A 26,369-nucleotide genomic window follows, 5' to 3' on the forward strand; every position below is an offset into this window, starting at 1 on the left:
CTTAAGTGCGGAGTATTATCTTGAAAAATCTCATTTATTTGCTGCTGTTCGCCATTAGCTGGCCAAGTCTTGCAGCGCGACAGTTCGATATTGAAGTGATCTTGTTCAAGCGAAACATCGCACCGGAGCAAGTGAGCGAATCATGGCAGGACAACCCGAAGCCCGTAAACCTTAAAGGGACAATCGACTTCGGTGATACCGCCCGCCTTCAAGCAAGAGGGCTCACACCGATGTCTTCATCCCAGTTCGAGCTAAATAGCCAGTACAGCAAGCTCAAGCAACATGCAGGCTTCACCCCTCTCGCTCACTTTGGCTGGCGCCAAGGTGATTTGAGCCGAGCAGCAGCGCCGCGCATTCACTTTACTGCAGGCAAAGACTTTTCTGCTCAGTTCTTAGCGGATGGTACATTGAAGTCAGCCCAAGCCGATGAGCAAGCTGCCGTTCCGTCAGACCAAGGGTTTACTGAAGAATCATTGGATACTGCGTCTGATGAAGCTACAGAACAAGAGCAAGCAAGCGCACTACGAGAGCTAGACGGCACATTGCGCGTCTATGTTCAGCATTTCTTGTTCACAGAAGCCAACTTTGCTCTGCGCGAGCCAAGTCGACGCGAAGTCATCATCGGTGCTGAGCCACTTGACCCCATGGAAAGTGCACTAGAGCCGGAAGGCAACGTCCAGATCGGCCACCTGCAGGAAGTAAAAAAGCAAGTGAAGGTGGAAGAGTTCCTCAAAGCCTACCCGTTCCAGCAACAGCGTAAGATGCGAAGTGGCGAAACCCACTACCTTGATCACCCGTTAATGGGCATGGTGATTCAAATTCGCCGCATCGACGGCTAACCCCTCTCACTATCGCGATAAAGGGCTGCAAACGCAGCCCTTTTCACATTTTAAACACCTATTCCAACGCCATCCACGACATTCGTTTATGCTCTTAAATACAAGATCAGGACGGCTGTAGCTAGGATGAAAGCAGACTACCAATTAACAAGCGAACGCTTACTACTTCGCCCCTACAAGAATGCAGACTTGTTGAATTTGCTCGATGCTATCCACCGCTCGCAACAGAGCCTTTCTCCTTGGTTACCTTGGTGTCACGCCCAATACAATCAACATGATGCCCATGAGTGGATTCATGCTAGCCAGCAAAACTGGGTGTATGACATCAGCTATGAATTTGCCATCTTTGAGCGCACCACCGATATATTTCTTGGCAGTACATCCTTGAGCAATGTATCCGATCTCACCAATTCGGCTGAGTTGGGTTACTGGATCCGGTCCAGCGCCCAAAGAAAAGGCTATGCCAAAGAAGCCTGCCAAGCCATTGCCCAGTTTGCCTTTGACACCGTTGGTCTAACACGAATAGAAATAGTTACCCACACTGGCAACCTTGCGAGTCAGCGCACCGCCCTTGCCACTAAAGCCCATTTCGAATGCAAAGCCAGAAACCGTATCATCACCCAAGATGGGCCTGTCGATGGCTTGCTGTTTTCTCTGATCCCCAGTGACATTGCCACTTCCCCTCCGCCTAGCCTTTGATGGCCATACCTTGGTTCAAGTCCTTAGGAACCCACCTTTCCCCTGTGCGTGAGCTCTGCTACTATCAGCGAATATATTCAGCACGAAATGAGGAACTTACGTGTTTAAAATTATCCTGGGTATCGCCCTTATTGCGCTTGTCATCTTCTTTATGCAACGCACGCAAGGCAACAAGCAAGCGGCTGTAGAAAACATCCAAGTGGGTGAAACGTTCCTTGCCGAGAATAAGGAAAAAGAAGGGGTACAAACCACGGCATCAGGCCTACAGTACCTGGTACTACAAGAAGGAACAGGTTCTGTACACCCTAAGGCAAGTGATAAAGTAACCGTTCACTATCATGGTACTCTGCTCGATGGCACAGTATTCGACAGCTCAGTAGAGCGTGGTGAGACCATCCAGTTTGGCCTAAATCAGGTTATCAAAGGCTGGACCGAAGGCGTACAGTTAATGGTTGAGGGTGAGAAGACGCGTTTCTTCGTCCCGGCTGATCTGGCATATGGTAACCGTGCTATTGGCGCTATCCCACCAGGCTCTGTGCTGATTTTTGATGTTGAGCTGTTTAAAGTAAACTAATTTCTATTAGTAATTATACCAACCTACATAAATATTTAATCAGCCTTGCAGGTTAAAATCACTGTTCTCTGCGTTAGAGATTTTGTAATTAGAGCCACTAGTTACTGCAATATCTGCCTTGATAACAACGATTTTTCCAATGCAAATACTTGATCAACTACTTATCCAGATTGGTATTAACAAACGATAGATATAAAAAAACCGCCACTAAATGGCGGTTTTTTAATTTTGCTTCAAGCTAGATACTAGCAGCGACAGACATTTGGATGTCTAGCGCTCGCCTGCTCATGATAGATATCCGCTAGATAGGTAGCCAAATCGGCTTCTTCCAGCTCGGGCGGAATAACAACATCATAAATACGGGCACGCATTGCGGTCTCTGATTCTTTAAACAGCAACCAAAATCCATCTTTTTTCTGCACTGACATCTTGGTGCCGAATACATCAAACATTAAGAACATCATTGCTTTCCTTCTTTTGTACCCCGTATAGAGCTACTTGCTTAGTGAAGTTTCAGGTTTGGACGTAGCACTCGGTTAATACGGCCAACCAACATCATCAAACTGGTTTTCACTACGCCATGCAACGCAATTTGGTGCATTCGGTACAGTGAAATATACACTACACGAGCAATGCGTCCCTCAACCATCATCGAACCTTTGGTCAAGTTACCCATCAGGCTACCAACGGTAGAGAAGCGGCTCAGCGAAACCAGAGAACCGTGGTCACTATAGGTATATGCCTTCTGCTCACGGTCTGTGATTTTAGCCACAATGTTAGAGAAACAGCGGCTTGCCATCTGGTGAGCAGCCTGAGCACGTGGTGGGACAAAGCTTCCGTCTTCCTGTGCACACGAAGCCAAATCACCAATCACGTAGATATCGTCATCACGAGTGGTTTGCAAGGTAGGCTTAACCACCAACTGGTTGATACGGTTAGTCTCAAGACCAGCGATATCCTTGATGAAATCAGGCGCCTTGATACCTGCCGCCCATACCATGATTTGTGCAGGGATATGCTCGCCATCTTTGGTTGTAAGGCCAGTTTCATCAGCCTTGGTTACCATAGTCGCAGTACGAACATTCACACCAAGCTTGGTTAGCTCACTGTGGGCAGCTGAAGAAATGCGCGGTGGTAATGCAGGCAAGATGCGCTCACCAGCTTCAACCAAGTTTACATTCAATCGTGAACTGTCCAGATCACCAAAACCGTAATTCTGGAGCTCTTGAACCGCATTGTGTAACTCTGCAGAGAGCTCAACACCGGTTGCACCGGCACCGACAATCGCGATATCAACTGTTTTCTGCTCTTTATTCGCATGTAGTTTCAGGAACTGGTTGTTCATTTGTGTACGGAAACGGTGCGCCTGCTCTGGGCTATCCAGAAAGATGCAGTTGTCACGCACACCTGGAGTATTAAAATCGTTCGAGGTAGAGCCGATCGCCATGACAAGGATATCGTACTCTAGCTCACGCTCAGGCATCAGCAGTTCATTTTTCTTATCATGCAACGGAGCGAGTGTGATCACTTTACGTTCACGATCGATATCTTTCAGGCTACCCATCTGGAAATCAAACGAGTGATTTTTCGCATGAGCACGATAGCTAAGCGCGTCAACACCTGCATCCATAGAGCCTGTTGCGACTTCGTGCAACAGTGGCTTCCACAAATGGCTGCCCTTACGGTCTACCAGGGTGACTTTTGCACGACCTTTCCGACCCAATGTACGACCCAGCTTCGTCGCTAGCTCCAAACCGCCAGCACCACCACCGACAACAATGATTCGTGTCATCACAACATTCCTTCCACAAATTTAAAAACTTATAAATTTAATCTAGCTCGAACTAAATCCAACCAGTATAATTCTTTTTTATCAACGACTTAACTTTAGATATGCGAGGGATGCTTGCTACATCTTCTTTGTTTAATTAACTCAACTTTTTTTGATTCACCTCAAAAAAAGTTAAGATTTGCATTATAAGCGAATATTATTTCAAGGCAAGAAATAATTGATTAGGATCAAAGCTGGCGGCATGGCATGCTGAAGAACACATAGCTAGCCAATTCTAGTTTGGCTATGAGAGAGGTGAGCTGTTGATATCACTATTCGCATAGGGCTGATGAACATAGAGCAGACGGTCAGTCGGCCGCCTGCTTATCTTGCCAAGCTGAATAGTAAGTAGCAGTTAGGCGGTTTCTTTAAACGCTTTTATCGTTTGTAGGTGCTGGGAGATTTTTTTGAATTTATGTGTTTCTTTCTCGTCCCAAATAATTTGGTAAAAATCACCAAGCACATCTTTGGTGTGGTTGTTGTCTAATACTTCATCGTTCTTTGACAGTATGCACAGGCAGTTACCTGCGTTTTCATGACGGAAGTCCGTCACGCATTTGGTGGAAATGTCCGCATACTCCTCCGGACGGTCAATACGACCTTCCATGTTCTGTTCTGGCGACAAATTTGGGTTAAAGATAACCTGCTTCATACCACACAGAAAGCCAATCCGCTCGGACCAATATCCACCAAGCCCCACGCCACAAATCAGCGGTTGCTCATCAGCAGATTCTTCCTGTAGTTTATGCACTTCTTTTAATAGGTGTTGCATATCATGCTTAGGATGCAGGGTACTGTAATTCACAAAACGTACATCAGGATCAATGAATTGAAGCTGCAATACCTTTTCATGGTTCCCCGGGCTTGTTGAGTCAAAGCCATGCAGATAAATAATCATTTTCCTTCCCTATTGTGATTATCAGTAAAAATTAATCTAACACGTTTTGTAGGGTTTGTTGACATTACTTTCACAAGAGGTGAGATACGAATCTAGTTATTGATTAATCAGCAATGCGACATCCTTACGAAGGTCGACCAGTTTACGATTGAGGTACGCCTGCTGCTGTGGCGACATGGTATGGTTGAGCCGCCGCATCAGCTCAAAGCGGCGGTTGAGGTAGAAGCGGATTTCACTTTGATATTGTGGGCTGTCCAACTCCATCATGTCTCGTGCCAACTTGGTAAGTTGTATTTTGAACTCAGGCTGGGTGCGTTTATTCATCAATTGCTGCCAACGTTCAAAGTAACCGTTGCGCATTGAACGGAAAATTGGAGCCATTTCCAATTGATAGCCCGCCAACTCTGTCAGTAACTCTTTTTGCCTACTCGTCAGCGAGCCTACCCAATCTTGAGTAAAATCTTGTAGCCGACCTGCGCGTTTGGCTAATTTTTGGGCGTCGCTTAATTTACTGCGTTCTTGATCAAATTCGGCAAAACGCTGACGCAAACTCGCTTCAACTTGTGCAACTTGGGTATTACTTAACTGAGAGAATACATCCGCAAGAGGATCAGCCAGTATCGCGGCCGAGTCCTGCCCCAATTGGGTAAACACCCTGTAGTATTCCTGTACTTGGCCAAAAGACATAGGGGTAAGCAGATCGGCTTGCAATCTATCAATCGCGCGATGGATTTTGGGTAGTTCCTGCCGTCGGTGGAGTGCCAAAGCACGGTCCAATCCGCGGTCAAATGTCGAGTCCTGGGAAGAATTAAGCGTCACATATGAAGAAAGACGATAGCTAAGCCATACATCAAGGTTGTTATAGGCCAATCGAGTGGTACACCCCGCAACGATTACCACGCTCAAGGTGAGCGCCGCCCATTTTGGGATTTTCGTACTCATCACATTCCCCTCACCGAACCTTAAGGCTTAATACCAACGTGGAGCAGTCACGCAGCAGAGCGTCACATAACCTACAGTATAGAGGCCCTAGAGGCACGAAATACTGATCGTTTATTATTGTAGACGAAGGAAAACAAAAAGTGCCGACTAATCAGAGAATTGCAATTCATTCCACAATTTGTCTTGCAATTTTTTAGCTTCAGACAAGTAACCCTCATCTGACTGCTCTTGGTCTGCAAAGCGTTGTGCCCCAACGTAGAACCACAGCATTGCCAAATAATCACACCACGGCTGCCAATATGTAACAGCCGACTGCCAACGCGACTGGGTAGCAACATCAATGATCCCCATACGCTGGCAATAATGAGTGACAGCCTTAGCAGGATCCAGATGATTAGCAGCAATGGTCAGTGCCAAATCCAATGACGGATCACCTGCGGCCGCATACTCCCAATCAATCACTTTGTGCTGACTGACTGGAGCAATAATTACGTTATACCACCCCATATCATGGTGGCAACACGTGTCAGCAAACCACGTTCTAATAGACAGAGATTGGAAATAAGCATGGATACGGCAAAGCTGATGATCATCCACAACACCACCAACATGCTGCCAATAATGTTCGCCTCGTAGCTGGCAATCTAGCCGCCACGAAGGCAAAGGAAGCTGATGGATAGTCCCCAATATGGCCACGACGGTTTCTACGGACAGATCAGGCTTAGCGGTTTGCCCTTCAGCCCATTCGACTAATAACCCTTCTGGGAGAAGGGCAAAAGGGCGCGGTGCTATATCATGTTTGCCAGAAAGGTAAATGGCCTGGAGTACATCATGCTCTTGCTGACGTGACACTCCAAAAGCCTGTGATGACACAGAGCAAGGCCGCCATACCAGGGTTTGGCACCGGCCAGTCTGGTCGTGCTTAATCACAACCTGCCAGCAGCGGTTGCTGAGACCGCCGCTGAGAGGTTCAGCACTAGCTAAGAGGTATTCCGGTAGTCTGGCTCTGAACAGAGCCTGCAAGTTATTGATACTCATGTCACCGGAATACCCTTATACCAATCTGGATAAGTCGTTGATCAAATATTTATGTGAATTGGTATTATTACCAGCCCAGAAGACTCTTCGATTCCTGCTTACGGATCTCGGTTTCATCAGCCCATTCAATCAGGCCTGTTTCCAAGTCCATCAAGCGCATGGTCATTTTGTAGTAAACGTCTTTGTCGCTACCGGCAGACTTAACAATGCTCGACAGGTTCCCGTAAAGCATGTATTCCGCACCGACCATTTTCCCGAACTGGATGGCTGTGCTCTGGTTAACCAACTCATCGTTATTCTGGAAGTTAAGCTGCTTACGTACATCTTCGACACGAGTCATGTCCACAAAGCGGAATTTACCCGAGTTTAGCAAACGAGTACTGACCGAGTCGGTAACCGACTCGGTATCAATGTGCTCACTGGTTTTATTCTTGATGCTATCAACAACAATGATTGGGCGCTGGCCATTACCGGTGATATAAGCCACCGAGCCTGAAGTCAGCATGCTGTCAGTCATTTCTTCAGCAATTTTCTGCAAGTCTGTCGAGCCAAATTCAATGGTCGTTGTCTCTGCCTGCTGAGCATCACCATAGCTCACCTTCTGGGCACAGCCGCCCATCAGTGCTGCCACACCCATTAGTGCGATTACGCTTTTTTTCATTGTCTTACCTTTATCAGTCAAACAGCACTCGCTACAGTGCCAATCCCAAAATTAATAATCTGCTTTTCGGATATATATCCGGTATTGCGTTGCCTGAGGACTCCTGGCAACCGCTTGTAATGTCATTGTATCTTTACCGTGCAGCACAACCTGACGCCATGGGCTATCGCTACCACTCACCTCTAGGCCCTGGGCGTCATACCAATAAAAGCGGTATTGCAGATTGAGATCAGAATCAATCTGGCTGGTAACCGGAACCCCGGCCCTCATCAATCCATTTACGTCAGAAATATTGGCTTGTTCAATCGACAGGCGGCTGGCCAAGTGAGAGTTACCAATCACCACACTTTGGTTACTGCTTTCAATGCTGATCCCGGAGGTTGTCGTAGAACAAGCTGCTAGCCCCAAGACCATCCCCAATATAAGTATTATTCTCATTAGTTATTCCCCAATAAGACTGACCAACCGGTCAGCTGATTTCCCTGGCGTGACACCCAAACCATGGTTGTTCTGCCTGCTTTTACATCAACATCTATCTTATGGCCGTTCCAAGCCAAATCATACTGCCCTGCTGCGATATCTTGCTGAGCAATTGCTACCGAGGCCGGCAAACTTTGCCAACTTCTAGTATCCGGCTGTTCAGTTAGGGTGTTGAAAATATTGGTCAACACGTTACCGATATCATCCCCTTTCCTCGCCGCGGTTTTGCGCACTTCATTTTTGGCTGCGACTCGCAAAGCCTGTCGAAGCACAATCACGGGTAAATCTTCCTGCAAACTGTAACGAGCCATCCCATCGACATTGGCGACGGTGCTATCAACCAGCGGTTTACCGTTAAGCTGCAATGGCGAATAAGCCTTATTGGACGGGTTACCATAATAAGGCAGCGCCAGATTATAAATGACACCGTCACCTCGGCTATCTGTCAGCCAAATAGGTAAACGCCAGCCGTCTCGAGCCGATACCACTCCTTGTTCATCAAACACAATCACCCTACCCGTGCTGGCAGAAGGTGCTTGGTATTGGCCATATCGCGCTTGTAATGACGGTAGGTCCTGATCCATTCGCATACGTGTCGCTAAACGCAGCACTGTCTCAGCGACAAACGGGTTGTTCGGCGCCACTGCCAGTGCTCGCTTGTAGTCAATATATGCACTATTCAGATCACCGTCGGCTTCGTACAACACCCCTGAGAGGAAAAACAAATAACCATTTTGGATGTTGCCCAACTGACCACCAACATCCGGGTACCGCGCCAAGACAGCTCCAAGGTTTTGATCCATCCCTTTACGGCGTGCTTCCTTTGCGGCTTTATCGAGTTCAGCTTCCCGCAGCCTTTTGGCCGCTTCTTGTACCTGGTTAGCCCGTCGTACTTCGACCAAGGCACCATCGAGGTCACGTTGCTGTAGGTAGTTAAGCGCCAGATATAAATGCAAAAAACCCAACTCATAATCTGCCGGCTGGTAGGTAATCATATTGTCGTTGGTCAGTAACGAGCCAACCTGATTGAACCCTTCCGATACCTGGATACTGGCCTGACGCTGCTGCTCTTTTACTGCATTGTCTGCTAATTGCAGCGCCCCATAGCTTTGCGGATACTGGCCAGCAACAAAGCCGACTCGTCCTTTTTCCATTCCATCAAGAATTTCACCTGCAGGCGCATCAGGCAATACCTCCAACGCTTGCTGGTACAAGCCCTGCTGCATTGCCTGATGGGTCTTGCTGTTTGCCGCACTATAATGACTAAATAAGCTCTGGGTCGACAGGTTCGCACAAGCGACCAACCCCAAAGACAGTACCGCTACGACGGCATGTTTCAACATCTTATTACTAACCCTAATAAAAAGCCTGAGTGCCCTTACCATCGGCAAACACGCCGTAAATACACGCCACTCAGACTTCAATTTGGAACAGAAGTTCACTTATCCTTGGTTTGCCCACAGGCTAACCAAGTCTTGTGTTAACCCACAAGCATTGGCCCTAGAGGGCGACCGCCCAACAAGTGCATATGAATATGGTACACCTCTTGGCCACCATGCGGATTACAGTTCATGATCAAACGGTAACCGTCTTCAGCAATACCTTCCTGCTCTGCCAATTTACGAGCAACTGTAAACAGGCGTCCCATCATCAGTTCATCTTCTGCTTCCACATCATTGACGGTCGGCAACAATTTATTCGGAATGATCAAAATGTGGCTTGGCGCGCGCGGGTTAATATCGCGAAAAGCCGTCACCAAATCGTCCTGGTAAACAACATCAGCTGGGATTTCCTTGCGAATAATCTTACTGAAAATGGTTTCTTCAGCCATGTCTTGCTCCATTTATCGTTATCGAATCTACACTTGCAGTATGCTCGACTACGCAAACAAGAGCAATATTGAACATTGTTTTTAATCTTTTTTCCAGTGATTTTTTTTAACCGTCAAATTCACGTCCTCCAAACATCTTTAATCGTCCATCGAACGCAGCCTTGAACAAATACCTACAGCCGAGATAACAAAGTTATTTTTTGATGCAGTGGTCAAAGAATGTAAGGCGCGAAATCATTTACTATTTGGCATCAATCTCAAGAGTTATATCAAGGATTTATTACTCAACCGAGTCAATTTTGACGCTTTTTAGCTTGCTTTTTTTGCTTCTAAAAATTTAAGCGTCACACTTTGTACGAAGACTAAAACCATAACTCTAACTTCGTATTACATTGCCATAAGTAAGTTCTGCTGTCGCTTGCTTGGATTTTTTTAGGGATATTATGAAGACAACGAAACAGACCTCCGTCATTCGACGTATGTATACCGGCATCGCCGTCATGGTCATGCTTTTTGTAGCCACGCTGGTGATGATGCTCGATGGCACCAGTCGGATCCATCAACAGCTCCAAATCGTCACCAATCAATCTTTACCCTTGGTATCACTGTCAAACCAAGTCAGTGTCAGGCTATTGGCAGCAGATAAGATCTATAAGGATTTTCTGACAAGCCAAGATCTGGCACGCATGGATACTTACGAAAACCAGTTCGGCCGCGCCCACCAACAATTTCTGGGTGCCTTCAAACAACTTGAAAATGCCGCGCAAGACAATACCGCTCTCAGCAGCCAGCTTGAAGCACTTATCGCCCTTGAAAATCGCTACTTTCGCGAAGCTCATACTGCGATGAACAATTATCGCGCCCAACTTGTTGCTCAAGCAGAGCGCCAACAATCAGCCCGACGCTTCCAGCAACTTCACGGTAGCCTTAATAGCCGGATGAAAGATTATGTTGACGATCAAGAAAGCATTTCAGTCAAAATGATCGCCAAAAACTATTTTGTCAAACTGCAGGAAACCGAAGTTGTCACTTCAGACGCACTGGCTACCGAAAACATCGACACCATCGACACCGCCATAAAGAGTAACAGGCGAAATATCAACCACCTCAACAATGCCTACCGCTCACTGATCGCGATTATGCCGGAGCTCAAGGCGATATTTGATAAGTCGATAGCACAGTACACACTAGATATCGGCCAGTCAGGCGGGGTACTTGATGATCACTTCCAGTATATCGAGGCCCGCAACCGTCTCTATGACAATATTGCTATCCTGGCGAATGAAATCGACCAAGCAATGGAGTTGCTCGATAGCTTCAGTGCCCAGGCTAGTACCCAGATGGATACAGCCATCACCAATGCAGACAGGACCTACAGTCAGGGTTACCGCAATGCAACCTTGCTTGGAGTGGGTGCCACGCTGTTTGCCTTATTTATTGGCTGGTATCTCGCACAAAGCGTCCGCAAGCCGCTGAATGCGACGCTAGCAACCCTTGAGGCATTGGCAAAAGGTGATATGACTAAACGCAGCCAAGTGAACCAATTTGTTGAGTTCAGCAAACTGGGTAGCTACATCAATACACTTGCCGACAACCTGCAAGAGATCCTCGGCAAGCTCAGCCAGGCTTCAAGTGATCTCACGGAAGTCGCTGAAGAGAATCAATCAACAACCACCGAAGCCAAGAATCGACTTCATGAACAACGCCAGCAAACGGCCTCTGTTGCTACTGCGATGACCGAGATGGAGCAGTCTGTCACCGACGTCTCCCACAGCGCACAGAATACCATGGAGCGTGTTCACGAGGTTGAGAAGGCATCCAGCACCGGCCGCGAAGTCATGAGTCGCAATATCAACACAACCCACCAATTGTCGACGCGTTTGGATAAGTCTGTTCACGCCGTTTCTGATCTACAGGTGATGAGCAGCAATATCGGTTCGATCCTCGATGTGATCCGTAATATCGCCGATCAAACCAACCTACTTGCCCTAAATGCTGCCATCGAAGCAGCAAGAGCAGGTGAGCAAGGCCGAGGTTTTGCCGTAGTCGCTGACGAGGTTCGGGTACTGGCTAAGCGGACAACCGACTCAACATCCGAAATCGAGCAGATGATCCAGCGTCTACAGTCCAGCTCGGGACAAGCCGTCGAGGTCATGCAGAGCTGTGTCAGTGAAATGGATAACAGCATTACCCAAGCGTCAGATGCCAACAGCGCCATGGAAGAGATCCAAGCCATTATTCTCGAGATCAGCCAGATGAGTACCCAAATCGCCCAAGCTGCTGAAGAGCAGCGCAGTACGACAGGGTCTATTGCCCGCTCACTGGAAGATATCAGCCATATTGCCGATTCCAACTACCGCTCCATGGAAGAAGTTGCTGAAGCCAGTGGCAAGCTTGATCACCTTGCCCACCAACAGAATGACCTCGTTCACCGCTTCAAGCTCTAGAGTTTCTCTTCTTTGACCCAGTATAAAGCCAGCTATCCAGCTGGCTTTATACTCATGCATGTGCATATCAAATCCTTTTATTTGGCTATCAAAAGCAATCGTTTGCTCTTTTCTGCATCAATAAATTCAATACTTTGAAGATGCCGCTTTACAAGCTCCAGCAGAGGTTTTAGAATCGGTCGATTTTTTTTGGGAGGGAAGCAACAATGACGACTATTACGATTACACGTCCTGATGACTGGCACCTGCACTTGCGGGATGGCGACGTGCTCAATGACACTGTTCGCGATACCAGCCGCTATATGGGTCGAGCTATCATCATGCCAAACTTGGTCCCGCCGGTCACTGATACTGAAGCAGCTCTTGCTTACCGAGACCGTATCCTTGCCGAAAAGCCTCAAGGCAATTTCTCTCCTCTCATGACGCTCTACCTCACCGACAACACTTCTCCTGACGAAATTCGCAAAGCCAAAGCAACGGGCCATATCTATGCCGCCAAGCTTTATCCAGCAGGTGCAACCACCAACTCTGATTCGGGTGTTACATCAATTGAAAAATTGATCCCGACGCTGGAAGCGATGCAGGAAGAAGGCATGCTCCTGCTAATTCACGGTGAAGTAACCACTCACGATGTCGATATCTTCGACCGCGAGAAGCAATTCCTCGATACGGTGCTAGGCCCTATCGTCAAACAGATGCCAAACCTAAAAATCGTGGTTGAACATATCACCACCAAGGATGCAGTAGAGTTTGTCAGCAATGCTGGTCCTAATGTGGCGGCAACCATCACGGCACACCACCTGATGTTCAACCGTAACCACATGCTAGTAGGCGGGATCCGACCACACTTCTACTGCCTACCAATTCTTAAGCGCAATACCCATCAGCAGGCGCTAGTAGCAGCGGCAACAAGCGGCAGCCCGAAATTCTTCCTGGGTACCGACTCAGCGCCACATGCCCAAGGTCGAAAAGAATCGGCTTGTGGTTGTGCTGGCTCTTACACGGCACACGCAGCTATCGAGCTTTACACCGAAGTCTTCGAACAAGCGGGAGCGTTGGACAAGCTTGAAGGTTTTGCCAGCTTCAATGGTCCGGACTTCTATGGTCTACCTCGCAACACCGATACCATCACTCTGACCAAAGAAAGCTGGGCTGTGCCTGAGACAATGTCTTTTGGCAATGATGTTGTCGTGCCAATCCTTGCTGGCGAAGACATGACATGGAAAGTGACGGCTTAATCTGCCAAAAATAAGCAAGCTGTCGAAGACTCTTCGACAAACAACTGGCTAAACAATAAAGGGGCGCATTTTGCGCCCCTTTTGTTCATTCAACCTTTCAAATCCTAATTGGATTTAGCTAGGTACTGGCTCCGGCGCTGCAGGGCTGGTACCAGGCAACGGCAAATGGTGGAACAAACGATAAAGCACTGGCACCACGATTAACGTCAGTACCGTAGCGAAACCCAAGCCGAACATAATCGTCACCGCCATTGGCTTAAAAAACACATCTGGTAGCAATGGCACCATACCCAATACAGTGGTAATTGCCGCCATGCACACCGGTCTGACACGACTCACTGCTGCATCCACTACCGCTTGGTATTTTTCTTTACCACTGGCAATTTCTATTTCGATTTGATCCAACAATACGATACCGTTTTTCACCAGCATTCCCGACAAGCTGAGGAAGCCGAGCAAAGCCATAAAACCAAATGGCGTATTGAGCAACAGCAAGCCTGTAGTTACCCCAATGACAGCCAACGGTACTGTCGCCCAGACAATCAGGGCTTCCTTGACTTTGTTGAACAAGAAAATAGTGATCAGAAACATCACCAGATAACCCATAGGCATCGTTTGGAACAGCGACTCTTTCGCATCGGCTGATGACTCGTACTCACCACCCCACTCCAATGAGTAACCCGGCGGGTAATCCAAGCCTTCAATTTTCGACTGAATCCGAGCCTGCACGGTCGCAGCTGTTTCGTCACCCAATGGATCAGGATCAGCCATCACAGTAAGCATTCGCTTACGGTCTTTTCGTGCAATTAATGGATCTTCCCAAATCACATTAGTGCCATTGATCACCTGCTGAAGAGGGATATACCCTTGCGTTGCCGGGCTCCAGATCTTCATCCCTTCAATGGTACTGATATCCACTCGTTCTTCGTCAGGCAGACGAGCGACAATTGGCATCAAGTTCGTCCCATCTCGATATATCCCGACGGTTAAGCCAGAGAAGGACATCTGTAACAGATCGTCGACATCTTTTTTAGTGATCCCGTAGCGACGGGCCTGACTTTCATTGAAGATAGGTTCAATAACCTTATTACGCTCACGCCAGTCGTGGCGGATATTAAATGCGCCAGGATCAGCATTGAGAATATCCACAACCTGTTTGGCAAGGGTTCGTAATACGGTAGGATCAGGCCCAACCAAGCGAGCCTCGATTTTCGAACCGGATGATGGGCCAAGCATGATCTGCTTGAGCTTATATTCGAGTTCAGGGTGTTTCGTATCTAACGTCTCCCCTATCATTCCCATGACCGGCAACACATCTTCGAAATTCTTCACTCGGATAACCAGCTCACCATAAGAAGAATAGCTCTTCTCTGGCGTATAAGTCAGCATGAAACGCTGTGAGCCCTTACCGGCACTGGTACTGACATAATCCACCCGGTCATCTTTCGCCACAAACCCTTCCAGCTCTTTCAAGGTCGCATTGGTGGCACGAATGTCAGTACCTTCCGGTAACCAAACATCCACCATAAACATAGGTGTCGTCGATGACGGGAAGAAGGATTGCTTGAGTAAAGTGAAGCCATATAAGCTCGCCCCCAGCATGGCAACCAGTACTATCACTGTCAGCCATGCACGACGCATACAGAACTCAAGGAAGGTCTTATACCAAACAAAAAGCTTACCGGCATAAGGGTCTGCATTAGGGTCATCATTACCTGTCTTAACACTTTTGAAGAACAGGTCACTGAAAAACGGCGTGAGTGAAATTGCCGTAAACCAACTCAACATTAATGAAACCAGCAATACGGTAAACAGCGTTCGACAGTACTCACCGGTTGAATCCTGAGATAAGCCAATCGGTGCAAACGCCATCACGGCAATCACCGTCGCGCCCAACAGCGGCCACTTAGTTTGGGTCACAATATCGGAAGCTGCCTGCATCCGGGTTCGCCCCTTCTGCATGCCGATCAGCACCCCTTCGACCACCACTATCGCATTATCCACCAGCATACCCAGCGCGATAACCAGTGCCCCCAATGAGATCCGCTGCAAATCGATCGCCAACCAACTCATGAAGACAAATGTGCCTAACACGGTCAGCAACAAGATCAAGCCAATCAGCAGGCCGGAACGCAGCCCCATAAAGAACAACAAGACAATGATTACAATCGCAACGGCTTGACCTAGGCTTACTACAAAACCGCTGACCGACTTGTCTACCTCTGTCGGTTGACTGTACACCACCCCGATATCGATACCGACGGGCTGCTGCTCTTTGAGTTCACTTAACCGTCGTTCCACTCGTTTTCCGACTTCAACAACATTGACCCCTTCAACAGCAGAGATCCCAACATGCAGTGCCTGCCGCCCGTTGTAATTGATCAAGTTACTCGGAACGTCTTGGAAGTCCCGTTTTATTTCGGCGACATCTTTAAGGTAAATCAATCCTTCGGCGCCGCTATCTGTAATGATCAAATCACCCAGCTCATCGACGTTCTGGAACTCACCGGTAGGATGGACGCGGACATATTCAGACCCGATACGCACTGCCCCCGCACTGGTGACAAGGTTTTGGGTTTCGAGCGTGCTGTAGATGGTTTGCGGCGAAATTCCTAAACTGCTCAAGCGCTGCATCGATATTTCAATGAACACCTGTTCTTGCTGGGTGCCAGTAACCGATACCTTGCCAACACCATCTACCAGTTCGACTTCACGACGTAGGTAATCAACGTAATCGCTCAGCTCTTTGTAGCTGTAACCCTGACCAGTGACGGCAAGTAGCATACCGAACACATCGCCAAAATCATCTACTACCGAAGGCTCTTGCACACCTGGCGGTAGTGAAGGCTTGAGGTCGTTGACCTTGCGCCGCATTTCATCCCAGATCTGCGGAAGATCATCCGGCCCATAGTTGTTCTTCATGGTAACGGTGATTTGAGAAAGCCCACGACTGGAAACCGAGTTGACCTCATCAACGTAGATCAGCTGCTGGATCTCCTTTTCTATCGGATAAGTCACCTCTTCTTCAACCTGGAGAGGCGTCGCCCCTGGGTAAGCGGTGATCACCATGGCATCCTTGATAGTAAATGCTGGGTCTTCCAAGCGTCCTAGCCCAAAGAAAGCCATGGTCCCGCCAATCAGAAATATCAGTGTCAGCATCCAGCTGATCACTTTGTTACGAATAAAATAAGCTGCAATATCCTGCTTCATAATCAGCCTGCCTCCTTGTCCACTATGGTGACCGACTGGCCTTCACGTAACCTGTTTGCCCCTTCGATAACAATATGCTCGCCTTCCTCTAGCCCTTCCAACAGGCGAACGCCTTCTGGCACCACCTTATCGGTAACAACTTTGCGTTTGGTCACTGTGTTATCGTCGTTGACTACCCAGACAAATTTATTGTCCATCGCCAACTTATCACCATCCTCGTTAAAGATGGCTTCAAGTGGTATAACCGCTTCACCCTTACGGTAAACTTTTAACTTCTGGGCGTCCGCTTTCACCTCAACTGCCATCCCATCAAGAATAAAGCGATCCTTAGGCATCGGCATAGTCAACGTAACAAGGAATGAGCCCAAATTAGGATCTGGCTCTGTGGTGAACTCTTTCAAATTGGCTTTAAATTCAGAGCCATCTTCAAGCAAAATTGTCGCTCCCGGTTGAGATTCTTGGACTTCCACCGCCGTACTCTGCGAGTAAATCAGATCTGGTGCTTGGATAATGATATCGACCTTGTCAGCAAGGTGCAGATTCATCACCAACTGGCCTATCTGTACATTCTCAAACTGTTCAACCGGAACTCGTGAGATCACACCAGAAAAAGGGGCTTTAAGTTCAGTAAAAGTTAAGTTGAGCTTGGCATAATCCAAACGGGCTTTGGCGATCCGGCGTTGTGCTTTTAATTCATCAAACTGCGATTGTGGTAAGAAACCTTGCTTAACCAACTTAGCCGAACGGCGGTATTGGCTATCTGAAACATTGAACTTAGCTTGGGCATCATCCACTTCTAGCTTGTAATCCGTCGGGTCAAGGCGTGCCAATAACTGACCTTTCTTGACCTGATCGCCGGGTCGTACCCCGATAAAACTCACTTCGCCTTGTACCCTGAATGACAAGCTCGATTTATCTGCTGCTGCCGCTACTGCCGGAAAGGTCAACTGAGGCGCCGATTGTGCCATTTGCACTTCTGCGATGGCTACGGGTGCAACAACAGTACGAGGCTCTACGGCTGCTTTTTCACAACCGACAAGTAGTGTTACCCCACCCAGCACCAAAGGTATTAGCGTTAACGTCTTCATCCTACAGCCCCCGCTCCTTGACCCATTTACGCACTTTCTGCCCTTCTTGCAGTTCCTGCACCCCTGATGTAACAATCAAGTCACCGTCGTTCAAGCCACTCAAGACCCTTCGCTTCTCATCAAGCTGAATTGGTACCTTAGAAACAATCCCTTTGTCATCAACATGCCAAACAAATGTGCTTTCCCCTTCTGTTAAAATCGCTCGAGAGGGAATAGAACCGCTGGCATTTTGCGGAATAGCCACACGAACATGACCTGCCATTCCCGGTAGCAAGTTGAAACCTTGTGGACGTTCCATAAACAGGGTGACTTTATAACTTGAGGTTTTCTCATCCGCTTCGGTATCGATTTCCTTAAATTCTGCCGAGAAGGTCTGGTCGGGAATAGTATCGAAGGTCACGGTTGGATCCCGTTCGAAGTCAGAACGGTGTTGGAAGCGGGCAAACAGCTGATCCGGCAACTGGAAGGTCACGTTAATCAAACCGGCGCTTTGAATGTGCATCACTGGTTGTTTAGCTGGAATATATTCGAAGTTTTCAACCAAAGAAAGGGACAGCGTACCATCGTACGGCGCAACCAAGCTGGCATAGTTGAGATTGGCTTTGGCTTTGTCCAAGTCCGCTTTAGCCTGATTTAACTCGGCTTCCGAGCGGTCAAAGTCCAGCTCCGATACTACATTGGTTTTGAGTAGCTCTTTGTCTCGTTTGTACTGTACATAGGCCAGCTCATAATCAGCTTTTGCCTGTTCAAGCTTAAGGCTTAGTTCATCAGTATTAAGGTGAGCGAGGACTTGTCCCCGCTTGACAACATCACCAGGCTTGCCGTTGACCTTGTCTAATTGTCCTGATACCCGAAAAGCCAGTACGGCTTTATCTCCCGCTTCGACAACCGCGGGAAATGTCCGAAAGCTTTCAGTATTGCCTACTGATACAGCCTCAAGCTTGACAGGCCTAGAGTCGGGTTCAGGAATGACGACTTCTTTATCCCCGCATCCTTGTACCAATAATGCTAGCAAGGCCGGGGCCCACATCACGCGTCCCATAAAATCCTCTGTATTTCTTCATTATTGTTGTATTTATTTATGGTGCCGATCACGCAAGGCAGCTGCTACGTAACACCAAAATGCTTGTTAATACTATAGTCCACATATCGCTACAATAATTAAACAAACATCAGAAAAACAACAAAAAACAACTTATTAAACAAAGCAACGAAACTAACAGAGCGTTAAGACGGCAACGATAGGCAGAAAAAGGAAATCAGCAGAAGTCAGCAAAAATCAGGTTAAGAAATCTAGATACAGGCGATTCGTTGATTTTTTGAGGCCGGTTTAGCTATTTTTATATGACTCAAGAGTAGGCTTCATATTACCCAAAAACACGGATAACAAAAAAGGAGCCTTTCGGCTCCTTTTTAAATAGATGAAAATTCGTGTACTAAACTTATAAGGTTATACTATCAGCTTTCAAATTCTGCGATTTTCACTTTCCAGGTATCTGGCCCAGTTTGGTGAGCATTTACCCCTTCAGCATCAACCGCAACCGTGACAGGCATATCTACGACGTCAAATTCGTAAATCGCTTCCATACCCAAGTCTTCAAATGCGACCACGCGTGCCTGTTTGATAGCTTTAGCCACCAGGTAAGCAGCACCACCAACAGCCATCAAGTAAACCGCCTTGTGCTTCTTGATCGATTCGATTGCAGCAGGACCACGCTCAGCTTTACCGATCATGCCGGTAAGACCGGCTTGCTCAAGCATCATATCGGTAAACTTATCCATACGAGTCGATGTCGTCGGACCTGCAGGACCGACAACCTCATCACCTACAGCATCAACAGGACCGACGTAGTAGATAAAGCGATTGTTGAAATCAACCGGGAAATCTTCGCCCTTGGCCAACATATCCTGGATGCGCTTGTGTGCCGCATCACGGCCGGTTAGGATCTTCCCTGACAGCAGTACGGTCTCGCCAGAGCGCCAATCTTGCACGTCTGCTTTGGTAATTTCATCAAGGTTGACACGGCGTACGTTGTCTCCAACTTCCCATGTCACTTCCGGCCAATCTTCAAGCTTTGGCGGAGAGAGATCTGCCGGGCCTGTACCGTCTAGGGTGAAGTGCACATGGCGCGTCGCCGCGCAGTTCGGAATCATACAAACAGGTTTAGAAGCGGCATGTGTTGGCGCTGTTTTGATTTTGACATCCAATACCGTTGTTAGACCGCCAAGACCCTGTGCACCAATACCCAGCTTGTTTACTCGGTTGTAGATATCCAGACGCAGCTCTTCTTCTGCATTCTGTGCACCGCGCTCTTGCAGTTCATGGATATCAATAGATTCCATCAAGGATTCTTTTGCCATTACCGCCGCTTTCTCGGCCGTACCACCAATACCGATACCCAACATACCTGGTGGGCACCAGCCAGCTCCCATCAGAGGAACGGTTTTTTCAACCCACGCCGCCACGTCATCCGACGGGTTCAGCATCACCATCTTGGTTTTATTCTCAGAGCCGCCGCCTTTGGCTGCAACCTGAATTTCAACTTTGTTACCCGGAACCATGTCAATGTGGACAACAGCAGGGGCATTATCTTTGGTATTTTTACGGCTACCCGCAGGATCGGCGACGACAGAGGCTCGTAGCGGATTCTCTGGGTTGGTATACGCTTGGCGTACACCTTCATCAATCATTTCCTGTACAGTCAGATCGCTATCCCATTGTACATTCATACCAATTTTGACGAAGCAGGTCACAATCCCGGTATCTTGACAGATTGGACGGCGACCTTCAGCTGACATACGCGAGTTGATCAGGATCTGAGCAATCGCATCTTTCGCAGCCTGGCTCTGCTCTTTGTCATAGGCTTTTTCCAAAGCTTGGACAAAGTCGAGCGGATGGTAGTAAGAAATGTACTGCAGCGCATCAGCCACACTACTAATTACATCTTGTTTACGGATGACGGTCATATCTGCCCTCGTTGATTTTTTATCATTCCCTGGCGCCCGATTTTTTGCTTCCAGTGTAGGGTGTGATTCACATTCTGAGTAATAAAATGCAACCACGTGGCCATGATCCTCATGGCATTTCTCCATTCAGCTTATTTTAGTGCTACCTGCTAAAAATAATGCTTTCAGGACGTCCTTGGGCGTCGGATTAAATTCTGTGTTTATGATACTCTTGCGAATAATTTCGCGCCATGCGCCAGACGTACACCTGTCACAAAAAAGAAAATGATTTGTAAATCACATCCAGAACTGAGTATCGAACAACTCGACTACCACAAAGACGCCTCGCTAACGTGGTTTGAATCGTTTGCGGGTCTGCCGTGGGCTATGATATTACGCTCCGCAGCTTCGGATCATCCAGATAATCGATTCGACATATTAGTTGCTGATCCTTTAGCCACTTTAGAGACATATGGTGAAACAACCCGTATTAATTTTTCAAATGGTGATGAAAAGTCGAGCAATGACGACCCGTTCGCTTTAATCCAAGAGATACAGTCACAGTTGATTCCATCAACAACGCCTTTGAAAGATGTGCCTTTTCTCGGCGGTACTGTTGGTTTGTTCAGCTATGATTTGGGTCGGCGGGTGGAAAGCATAGCGGCCACAGCCCAGCATGATATTGCAACCGCAGACATGGCGGTGGGCATTTACGACTGGGCGCTTATTGCCGATCACCAAACCGAACAGCTTTACCTCGTCTCTCCGGAAGGCAGTGATCGCATGCAATGGCTGCAACAGCATCGTCTATTTGCAGAGCAAACAACTGCCACTACGAATTCGCAACACCCTGCTGCTTTTGCATTAACATCACAGTGGCAAGCCAACATGGATAAAGACGAATATTGCAACAAATTCGACCGCATCCAGCAATATCTACTGTCAGGCGACTGTTACCAGATTAACTTAACCCAACGCTTTTCAGCCCGTTATCAAGGCGATGAATGGCAGGCGTATCGATTATTGGAAGAGCGCAACGGTGCACCTTTTTCAGGATTTCTCCGTACCAGTGACAGCGCCATTCTTTCTGTATCGCCAGAAAGATTCCTGCAGCATCGAGATGGTTATATTGAAACCAAACCGATCAAAGGAACTCGACCACGGAACACAAACCCATCCCGAGATAAGGCTTTGGCTGACGATCTTCGCACGGCGGAAAAAGATCGCTCAGAAAACCTGATGATTGTCGACTTACTGAGGAACGATATCGGACGAGTCGCCAAACCGGGCTCGGTGAAAGTCCCCTCTCTGTTCGATATAGAAAGCTTTCCTGCCGTACACCATTTAGTGAGCACTGTTACAGGCGAACTGGATCAGCAATACACCGCAACTGATTTACTGCGTGCCTGTTTCCCAGGAGGCTCGATTACCGGGGCTCCGAAAGTCAGGGCCATGGAGATTATCGAAGAGCTAGAGCCAAACCGACGTAGCGCCTACTGCGGCAGCATTGGCTATATAAGCCGTTGCGGAAAAATGGACACCAGCATCACAATCCGCACCTTGGTTGCGAATGAGCAGACACTTCATGTCTGGGCTGGCGGTGGTATTGTCGCTGATAGCCAGGCGGATAGTGAGTATCAGGAAACCCTCGATAAATTGAGTCGCATCCTGCCAGTACTCGAAAAGTAATCTGGGCAATAAACACCGGCTGAGAACAAGACAAAGGCCAAGGCAAACACTGTGTTTGTCTTGGTCTTTTCGTTTTGGTTTTAAGTAGGTTTGTTTGTATTCGTATGCTTTTGTCTATAGTCTTGCTTATCAAATGCTGCATGGATCCGCAGCGCTGAAACAGCATCGAATCAAAAGAAATTCGCTAAGTAGCTGTTTCAACATCTATAGTTATTAGTATGCCGTAATAGCAACACCACGGAAGGTTTATGAATTGCCAGCAACAGATAATCACCCGCTTCTTATTGGCTCCACAAGCCAACTACGATATAAGCCACACGCTTCGTGTTCGCCAGCACAACCTTGAAAACCGTCCGTTAAAGCCAGCCGCTGTTTTGATCCCTCTCGTTCCCCGCCACGGCTCTTTCAGTATGATTTTCACCCGTCGGGCTGACCACCTGAAACATCATCCGGGACAAGTTTCATTTCCTGGCGGTAGGTATGAACCACAAGATATTGATTTAATTGATACTGCATTGCGTGAAACGGAAGAGGAGACCGGTATTTTATGCAACCGCGACAGTATTATTGGACAGCTACCAAGCCTACCAACTATCAGCGGTTATATCGTCACCCCGTACTTATCGGTTATCTCGCCTGATTATAGGCCAGCACTGGACCCAAACGAGGTTGATGAATTGTTCGAGGCCCCTATCGAACACGTATTAAACCCGATGAATATACGGATACAAAAAGTAACGTTCAAAGGCAAAAGCCACAATATTTATTCAGTTCCATTCAGCAAATATTCAATTTGGGGGGCCACTGCCCAGATGCTAAAAGTACTGTCAGACCAGCTCTGGCATGAGCAAATCTAATCTGACACGATAATTTCCCTAATTTTACCCTCCCCTCGAGCGTGATCAAGATCACACTAAATTGTATTGCAATTTCGCCCCGTTACAGAACGAGATCTCGATCAAGGTTTTCCTGCAATAAATAACGAAAATGCGCCCCGTTCCTAATTTCCGTTCCGTAATTAACTTTGGATATATAATCATGCAAACATCTACAAGCACCGCAGCGACTACTGCTGCAAAAGCAGGATGGACGTATCAAGACGTAACATGGGCGCTATCACTTTTCGGTACTGCTGTAGGCGCAGGCGTACTGTTCCTACCTATCAAAGCAGGTGCTGGTGGTTTCTGGCCTCTCGTTATTCTTGCTCTGCTTGCTCTTCCAATGACATGGTTTGCTCACAAGAGCTTGGCTCGTTTCGTTCTTTCTGCGAAAAATCCTGAAGCAGATATCACTGATACTGTTGAAGAACACTTCGGTAAAACTGGCGCTAACATCATCACTTTTGCTTACTTCTTCGCCATCTACCCAATCGTTCTTATCTACGGCGTTGGTATTACCAATACTGTTGACTCTTTCATGGTTAACCAACTAGAGATGGAATCGCTACCACGCTGGATCCTGTCTGGTGGCTTGATCATGGCAATGACTGCGGGTGTTGTATTCGGTAAAGAACTAATGCTGAAAGCGACTTCAGCTATGGTTTACCCACTAGTACTTGTTCTACTAGCACTTTCTGTATACCTAATTCCTGATTGGAACGCTTCAATGGTTTCTGTTAGCCCAGACTGGAGCGCAATGCCTTCAATCATCTGGCTAGCAATCCCAATCATCGTATTCTCGTTCAACCACAGCCCAATCATCTCTCAGTTCTCTAAAGAGCAACGTCGCGTATACGGTGACAACGCAGTTCAGAAAACAGACATGATCACTGGTGGCGCAGCAATGATGCTGATGGGCTTCGTGATGTTCTTCGTATTCTCTGTTGTACTATCTCTATCTCCAGAGCAGCTAGCTGACGCACAATCACAGAACATTTCAGTACTGTCATACCTAGCAAACATCCACGAATCTCCAATGATTTCCCTAATGGGCCCAATGGTTGCTTTCGCTGCGATTACTTCTAGCTACTTCGGTCACTTCCTAGGTGCTCACGAAGGTCTAGTAGGTCTAGTTAAATCAAGCTCTAAAATGCCAAAGAGCAAGATCGAGAAAATCTCTCTAGGCTTCATCGTAGTAACAACTTGGATTGTGGCAGTCGTTAACCCAAGCATCCTGGGCATGATTGAGACAATGGGCGCGCCAATGATTGCGGCCATCTTGTTCCTAATGCCAATCTTTGCAATGCAGAAAGTACCAGCAATGGCTAAGTACAAGACTTCTGCTCCAGCTCAGATTTTCACAGCACTATGTGGTATTGCGGCGATTACTTCTGTAATCTACGGTGCACTGTAAGGCTAGTTATCATCAACTTAATGATAATTAACCAGCACAAATTGAATTAGTAAGAAAATGTGCTACAACGCATAGTCTTCTGACTCAAATTCCGTACAATAGAGACACTAAAGAGCAGGACGCATTTGCCCCTGCTCTTTTGTTTTAATTATCTCGCCAAGGAAGGGGCGGGAATGATAAAAACTATAACAGTCTAACGGTAACTAGATAGCTACCCTGACTGAGGTATTAGCAATGATCAGTGTTTTTGATATCTATAAAATCGGTGTGGGTCCTTCCAGTTCACACACTGTCGGCCCAATGAAAGCAGGTAAAGAATTTATCGATGACCTGCGTGCCATGGGCAAGCTTCGTGACGTGACTAAAATTACCGTGGATGTTTACGGTTCGCTTTCTCTTACCGGTAAAGGTCACCACACTGATATCGCAATCATTATGGGCTTGGCTGGCAACAGCCCTGAGCATGTTGACATCGACAGCATCCCTGGCTTTATCGCCCGCGTTGAAGAAACTGAGCGTCTACCCGTTGGCATGCACTGCCACACGGTAGACTTCCCACGTGAAGGCGGTATGAATTTCCATACTACCAACCTCCCTCTTCACGAAAATGGCATGACCATCAACGCTTTCATCGGCGAAGAAGTGGCTTATACTAAGACCTACTACTCTATCGGTGGTGGTTTCATTGTAGACGAAGAGAACTTCGGCAAAGAAACAGAGTCATCAGTTAAAGTTCCGTACATGTTTACCACAGCCGAAGAGCTGGTAAACCAGTGTAAAGAAAACGGTCTGTCTGTCAGCTCAATGGTTATGTCTAACGAGCGTGCGATGAACGCCGAAGACGAAATCAACACTTACTTTGCCAACATCTGGCGTACCATGCGTGAGTGTATGGATCGCGGTATGAGCGAAGAAGGGATCCTACCTGGTCCTCTACGTGTACCTCGTCGTGCTGCAGCCCTGCGTCAGCAGCTAATGACAACTGAAAAGCTAAGCAACGACCCAATGACGGTTGTTGACTGGGTTAACATGTATGCGTTCGCGGTTAACGAAGAAAACGCAGCAGGTGGTCGCGTAGTAACTGCACCAACAAACGGTGCGTGCGGTATCATCCCTGCAGTTTTGGCTTACTACGACAAGTTCATCCAGGCAGTTGGTCCGAAAGAGTACACGCGTTACTTTGCCGCATCTGGTGCTGTTGGTGGCCTATACAAGCGTAATGCTTCTATCTCTGGTGCTGAAGTAGGCTGCCAGGGTGAAGTGGGTGTTGCTTGTTCTATGGCGGCTGCAGGTCTTGCAGAGCTAATGGGTGGTAGCCCAGAGCAAGTATGCATGGCTGCTGAAATCGCCATGGAACACAACCTTGGCCTAACATGTGACCCAGTTGCTGGTCAGGTTCAGGTTCCATGTATCGAGCGTAACGGTATCGCAGCCGTTAAAGCGATCAACGCTTCACGTATGGCACTACGCCGCTCTTCTGAGCCTCGTGTATCTCTGGATAAAGTTATCGAAACGATGCTTGAAACCGGTAAAGACATGAACGCGAAATACCGTGAAACGTCTCAGGGTGGTCTAGCAATCAAGGTTGTTTGCTAATTTACCCAACTCTCTGTAAAAATTGAAAAGCTACCCTGTGGGTAGCTTTTTTTGTATCTGAGGTTTGTAT

At 47.6% G+C, this 26,369-nt stretch carries 22 protein-coding genes; 9 read left to right on the forward strand and 13 right to left on the reverse strand.

Annotated features, from left to right (window positions below):
- Positions 1-20 precede the first annotated feature (20 nt).
- From ACVA58_RS01535 to ACVA58_RS01545, 3 genes are all read left to right on the forward strand, one after another.
- Positions 21-839 carry a peptidoglycan binding protein CsiV gene (locus ACVA58_RS01535; RefSeq protein WP_446508704.1) on the forward strand — a complete coding sequence of 273 codons (819 nt, stop codon included), beginning with the start codon at positions 21-23 and terminating at the stop codon, positions 837-839.
- Between the two features lie 126 nt (positions 840-965).
- Complete coding sequence (locus ACVA58_RS01540; RefSeq protein ID WP_446508705.1) at positions 966-1,538, forward strand: GNAT family N-acetyltransferase; 573 nt, start codon at positions 966-968, stop codon at positions 1,536-1,538.
- A gap of 100 nt (positions 1,539-1,638) precedes the next feature.
- Positions 1,639-2,112 (forward strand): FKBP-type peptidyl-prolyl cis-trans isomerase, encoded by a 474-nt coding sequence (locus ACVA58_RS01545; protein ID WP_446508706.1) that lies wholly within the window; start codon positions 1,639-1,641, stop codon positions 2,110-2,112.
- 245 nt (positions 2,113-2,357) lie between these two features.
- On the opposite strand, the gene ACVA58_RS01550 is transcribed toward ACVA58_RS01545, so the two are convergent.
- From ACVA58_RS01550 to hinT, 9 genes are all read right to left on the reverse strand, one after another.
- On the reverse strand, positions 2,358-2,576 hold the full coding sequence (locus tag ACVA58_RS01550) for a DUF7661 family protein (RefSeq protein WP_446508707.1): 219 nt from the start codon (positions 2,574-2,576) through the stop codon (positions 2,358-2,360).
- A gap of 38 nt (positions 2,577-2,614) precedes the next feature.
- Positions 2,615-3,904, reverse strand: coding sequence for an NAD(P)/FAD-dependent oxidoreductase (locus ACVA58_RS01555; RefSeq protein ID WP_446508708.1), 1,290 nt, complete (start codon positions 3,902-3,904; stop codon positions 2,615-2,617).
- A gap of 394 nt (positions 3,905-4,298) precedes the next feature.
- Positions 4,299-4,841 (reverse strand): alpha/beta hydrolase YcfP, encoded by a 543-nt coding sequence (gene ycfP, locus ACVA58_RS01560; protein WP_446508709.1) that lies wholly within the window; start codon positions 4,839-4,841, stop codon positions 4,299-4,301.
- A 96-nt stretch (positions 4,842-4,937) separates the two neighbouring features.
- Positions 4,938-5,783 (reverse strand): DUF6279 family lipoprotein, encoded by an 846-nt coding sequence (locus tag ACVA58_RS01565; protein WP_446508710.1) that lies wholly within the window; start codon positions 5,781-5,783, stop codon positions 4,938-4,940.
- 147 nt (positions 5,784-5,930) lie between these two features.
- Positions 5,931-6,821 (reverse strand): phosphotransferase, encoded by an 891-nt coding sequence (locus ACVA58_RS01570; RefSeq protein ID WP_446508711.1) that lies wholly within the window; start codon positions 6,819-6,821, stop codon positions 5,931-5,933.
- A 67-nt stretch (positions 6,822-6,888) separates the two neighbouring features.
- On the reverse strand, positions 6,889-7,482 hold the full coding sequence (gene lpoB / locus ACVA58_RS01575) for a penicillin-binding protein activator LpoB (RefSeq protein ID WP_255040929.1): 594 nt from the start codon (positions 7,480-7,482) through the stop codon (positions 6,889-6,891).
- 51 nt (positions 7,483-7,533) lie between these two features.
- On the reverse strand, positions 7,534-7,920 hold the full coding sequence (locus ACVA58_RS01580) for a YcfL family protein (protein WP_446508712.1): 387 nt from the start codon (positions 7,918-7,920) through the stop codon (positions 7,534-7,536).
- The gene (locus ACVA58_RS01585) at positions 7,920-9,305 is read right to left on the reverse strand and encodes a COG3014 family protein (protein WP_446508713.1); all 1,386 of its coding nucleotides are present in this window, start codon (positions 9,303-9,305) and stop codon (positions 7,920-7,922) included. The genes ACVA58_RS01580 and ACVA58_RS01585 overlap by 1 nt, the downstream gene beginning before the upstream one ends.
- A gap of 137 nt (positions 9,306-9,442) precedes the next feature.
- Entirely contained in the window at positions 9,443-9,793 is a 351-nt protein-coding gene (gene hinT, locus ACVA58_RS01590) for a purine nucleoside phosphoramidase (protein ID WP_107348449.1), read from the reverse strand.
- A gap of 443 nt (positions 9,794-10,236) precedes the next feature.
- Here hinT and ACVA58_RS01595 point away from each other — a divergent pair, with 443 nt between their 5' ends.
- Positions 10,237-12,240, forward strand: a complete 2,004-nt coding sequence (locus ACVA58_RS01595) for a methyl-accepting chemotaxis protein (protein WP_446508714.1) — start codon at positions 10,237-10,239, stop codon at positions 12,238-12,240.
- Positions 12,241-12,446: 206 nt separating this feature from the next.
- The gene (gene pyrC / locus ACVA58_RS01600; RefSeq protein ID WP_446508715.1) at positions 12,447-13,478 is read left to right on the forward strand and encodes a dihydroorotase; all 1,032 of its coding nucleotides are present in this window, start codon (positions 12,447-12,449) and stop codon (positions 13,476-13,478) included.
- 114 nt (positions 13,479-13,592) lie between these two features.
- On the opposite strand, the gene ACVA58_RS01605 is transcribed toward pyrC, so the two are convergent.
- From ACVA58_RS01605 to ACVA58_RS01620, 4 genes are all read right to left on the reverse strand, one after another.
- On the reverse strand, positions 13,593-16,688 hold the full coding sequence (locus ACVA58_RS01605) for an efflux RND transporter permease subunit (protein WP_446508716.1): 3,096 nt from the start codon (positions 16,686-16,688) through the stop codon (positions 13,593-13,595).
- A gap of 2 nt (positions 16,689-16,690) precedes the next feature.
- A complete protein-coding gene (locus tag ACVA58_RS01610; RefSeq protein WP_446508717.1) occupies positions 16,691-17,776 on the reverse strand; it encodes an efflux RND transporter periplasmic adaptor subunit in 1,086 nt (361 codons plus the stop codon).
- Position 17,777: 1 nt separating this feature from the next.
- A complete protein-coding gene (locus ACVA58_RS01615) occupies positions 17,778-18,818 on the reverse strand; it encodes an efflux RND transporter periplasmic adaptor subunit (RefSeq protein ID WP_446508718.1) in 1,041 nt (346 codons plus the stop codon).
- A 416-nt stretch (positions 18,819-19,234) separates the two neighbouring features.
- Complete coding sequence (locus ACVA58_RS01620) at positions 19,235-20,743, reverse strand: fumarate hydratase (protein ID WP_446508719.1); 1,509 nt, start codon at positions 20,741-20,743, stop codon at positions 19,235-19,237.
- Positions 20,744-21,007: 264 nt separating this feature from the next.
- Between ACVA58_RS01620 and pabB the strand changes: the two genes are divergently transcribed.
- The 4 genes from pabB to ACVA58_RS01640 all read left to right on the forward strand — a co-directional run bounded on the left by pabB (position 21,008) and on the right by ACVA58_RS01640 (position 26,299).
- On the forward strand, positions 21,008-22,411 hold the full coding sequence (gene pabB, locus ACVA58_RS01625; RefSeq protein ID WP_446508720.1) for an aminodeoxychorismate synthase component I: 1,404 nt from the start codon (positions 21,008-21,010) through the stop codon (positions 22,409-22,411).
- 248 nt (positions 22,412-22,659) lie between these two features.
- Positions 22,660-23,268: a CoA pyrophosphatase gene (locus ACVA58_RS01630; protein ID WP_446508721.1), complete on the forward strand. Its 609-nt coding sequence runs from the start codon at positions 22,660-22,662 to the stop codon at positions 23,266-23,268.
- A gap of 181 nt (positions 23,269-23,449) precedes the next feature.
- The gene (locus ACVA58_RS01635) at positions 23,450-24,703 is read left to right on the forward strand and encodes an aromatic amino acid transport family protein (protein ID WP_446508722.1); all 1,254 of its coding nucleotides are present in this window, start codon (positions 23,450-23,452) and stop codon (positions 24,701-24,703) included.
- A gap of 234 nt (positions 24,704-24,937) precedes the next feature.
- Complete coding sequence (locus tag ACVA58_RS01640) at positions 24,938-26,299, forward strand: L-serine ammonia-lyase (RefSeq protein ID WP_446508723.1); 1,362 nt, start codon at positions 24,938-24,940, stop codon at positions 26,297-26,299.
- The last annotated feature ends 70 nt before the right edge of the window (positions 26,300-26,369 follow it).

It is taken from the genome of Photobacterium sp. DNB22_13_2, from assembly GCF_052873915.1.

Coding starts and splice junctions, on each gene's coding strand:
- pabB (WP_446508720.1), top strand. CDS start 21,008: ATGATTTGTAAATCACATCCAGAACTGAGTATCGAACAACTCGACTAC.
- ACVA58_RS01640 (WP_446508723.1), top strand. CDS start 24,938: ATGATCAGTGTTTTTGATATCTATAAAATCGGTGTGGGTCCTTCCAGT.
- ACVA58_RS01585 (WP_446508713.1), bottom strand. CDS start 9,305: ATGTTGAAACATGCCGTCGTAGCGGTACTGTCTTTGGGGTTGGTCGCT.
- pyrC (WP_446508715.1), top strand. CDS start 12,447: ATGACGACTATTACGATTACACGTCCTGATGACTGGCACCTGCACTTG.
- ACVA58_RS01635 (WP_446508722.1), top strand. CDS start 23,450: ATGCAAACATCTACAAGCACCGCAGCGACTACTGCTGCAAAAGCAGGA.
- ACVA58_RS01630 (WP_446508721.1), top strand. CDS start 22,660: ATGAATTGCCAGCAACAGATAATCACCCGCTTCTTATTGGCTCCACAA.
- ACVA58_RS01580 (WP_446508712.1), bottom strand. CDS start 7,920: ATGAGAATAATACTTATATTGGGGATGGTCTTGGGGCTAGCAGCTTGT.
- ACVA58_RS01555 (WP_446508708.1), bottom strand. CDS start 3,904: ATGACACGAATCATTGTTGTCGGTGGTGGTGCTGGCGGTTTGGAGCTA.
- ACVA58_RS01570 (WP_446508711.1), bottom strand. CDS start 6,821: ATGAGTATCAATAACTTGCAGGCTCTGTTCAGAGCCAGACTACCGGAA.
- lpoB (WP_255040929.1), bottom strand. CDS start 7,482: ATGAAAAAAAGCGTAATCGCACTAATGGGTGTGGCAGCACTGATGGGC.
- ACVA58_RS01540 (WP_446508705.1), top strand. CDS start 966: ATGAAAGCAGACTACCAATTAACAAGCGAACGCTTACTACTTCGCCCC.
- ACVA58_RS01550 (WP_446508707.1), bottom strand. CDS start 2,576: ATGATGTTCTTAATGTTTGATGTATTCGGCACCAAGATGTCAGTGCAG.
- ACVA58_RS01565 (WP_446508710.1), bottom strand. CDS start 5,783: ATGAGTACGAAAATCCCAAAATGGGCGGCGCTCACCTTGAGCGTGGTA.
- ACVA58_RS01605 (WP_446508716.1), bottom strand. CDS start 16,688: ATGAAGCAGGATATTGCAGCTTATTTTATTCGTAACAAAGTGATCAGC.
- ACVA58_RS01595 (WP_446508714.1), top strand. CDS start 10,237: ATGAAGACAACGAAACAGACCTCCGTCATTCGACGTATGTATACCGGC.
- hinT (WP_107348449.1), bottom strand. CDS start 9,793: ATGGCTGAAGAAACCATTTTCAGTAAGATTATTCGCAAGGAAATCCCA.
- ACVA58_RS01610 (WP_446508717.1), bottom strand. CDS start 17,776: ATGAAGACGTTAACGCTAATACCTTTGGTGCTGGGTGGGGTAACACTA.
- ycfP (WP_446508709.1), bottom strand. CDS start 4,841: ATGATTATTTATCTGCATGGCTTTGACTCAACAAGCCCGGGGAACCAT.
- ACVA58_RS01615 (WP_446508718.1), bottom strand. CDS start 18,818: ATGGGACGCGTGATGTGGGCCCCGGCCTTGCTAGCATTATTGGTACAA.
- ACVA58_RS01620 (WP_446508719.1), bottom strand. CDS start 20,743: ATGACCGTCATCCGTAAACAAGATGTAATTAGTAGTGTGGCTGATGCG.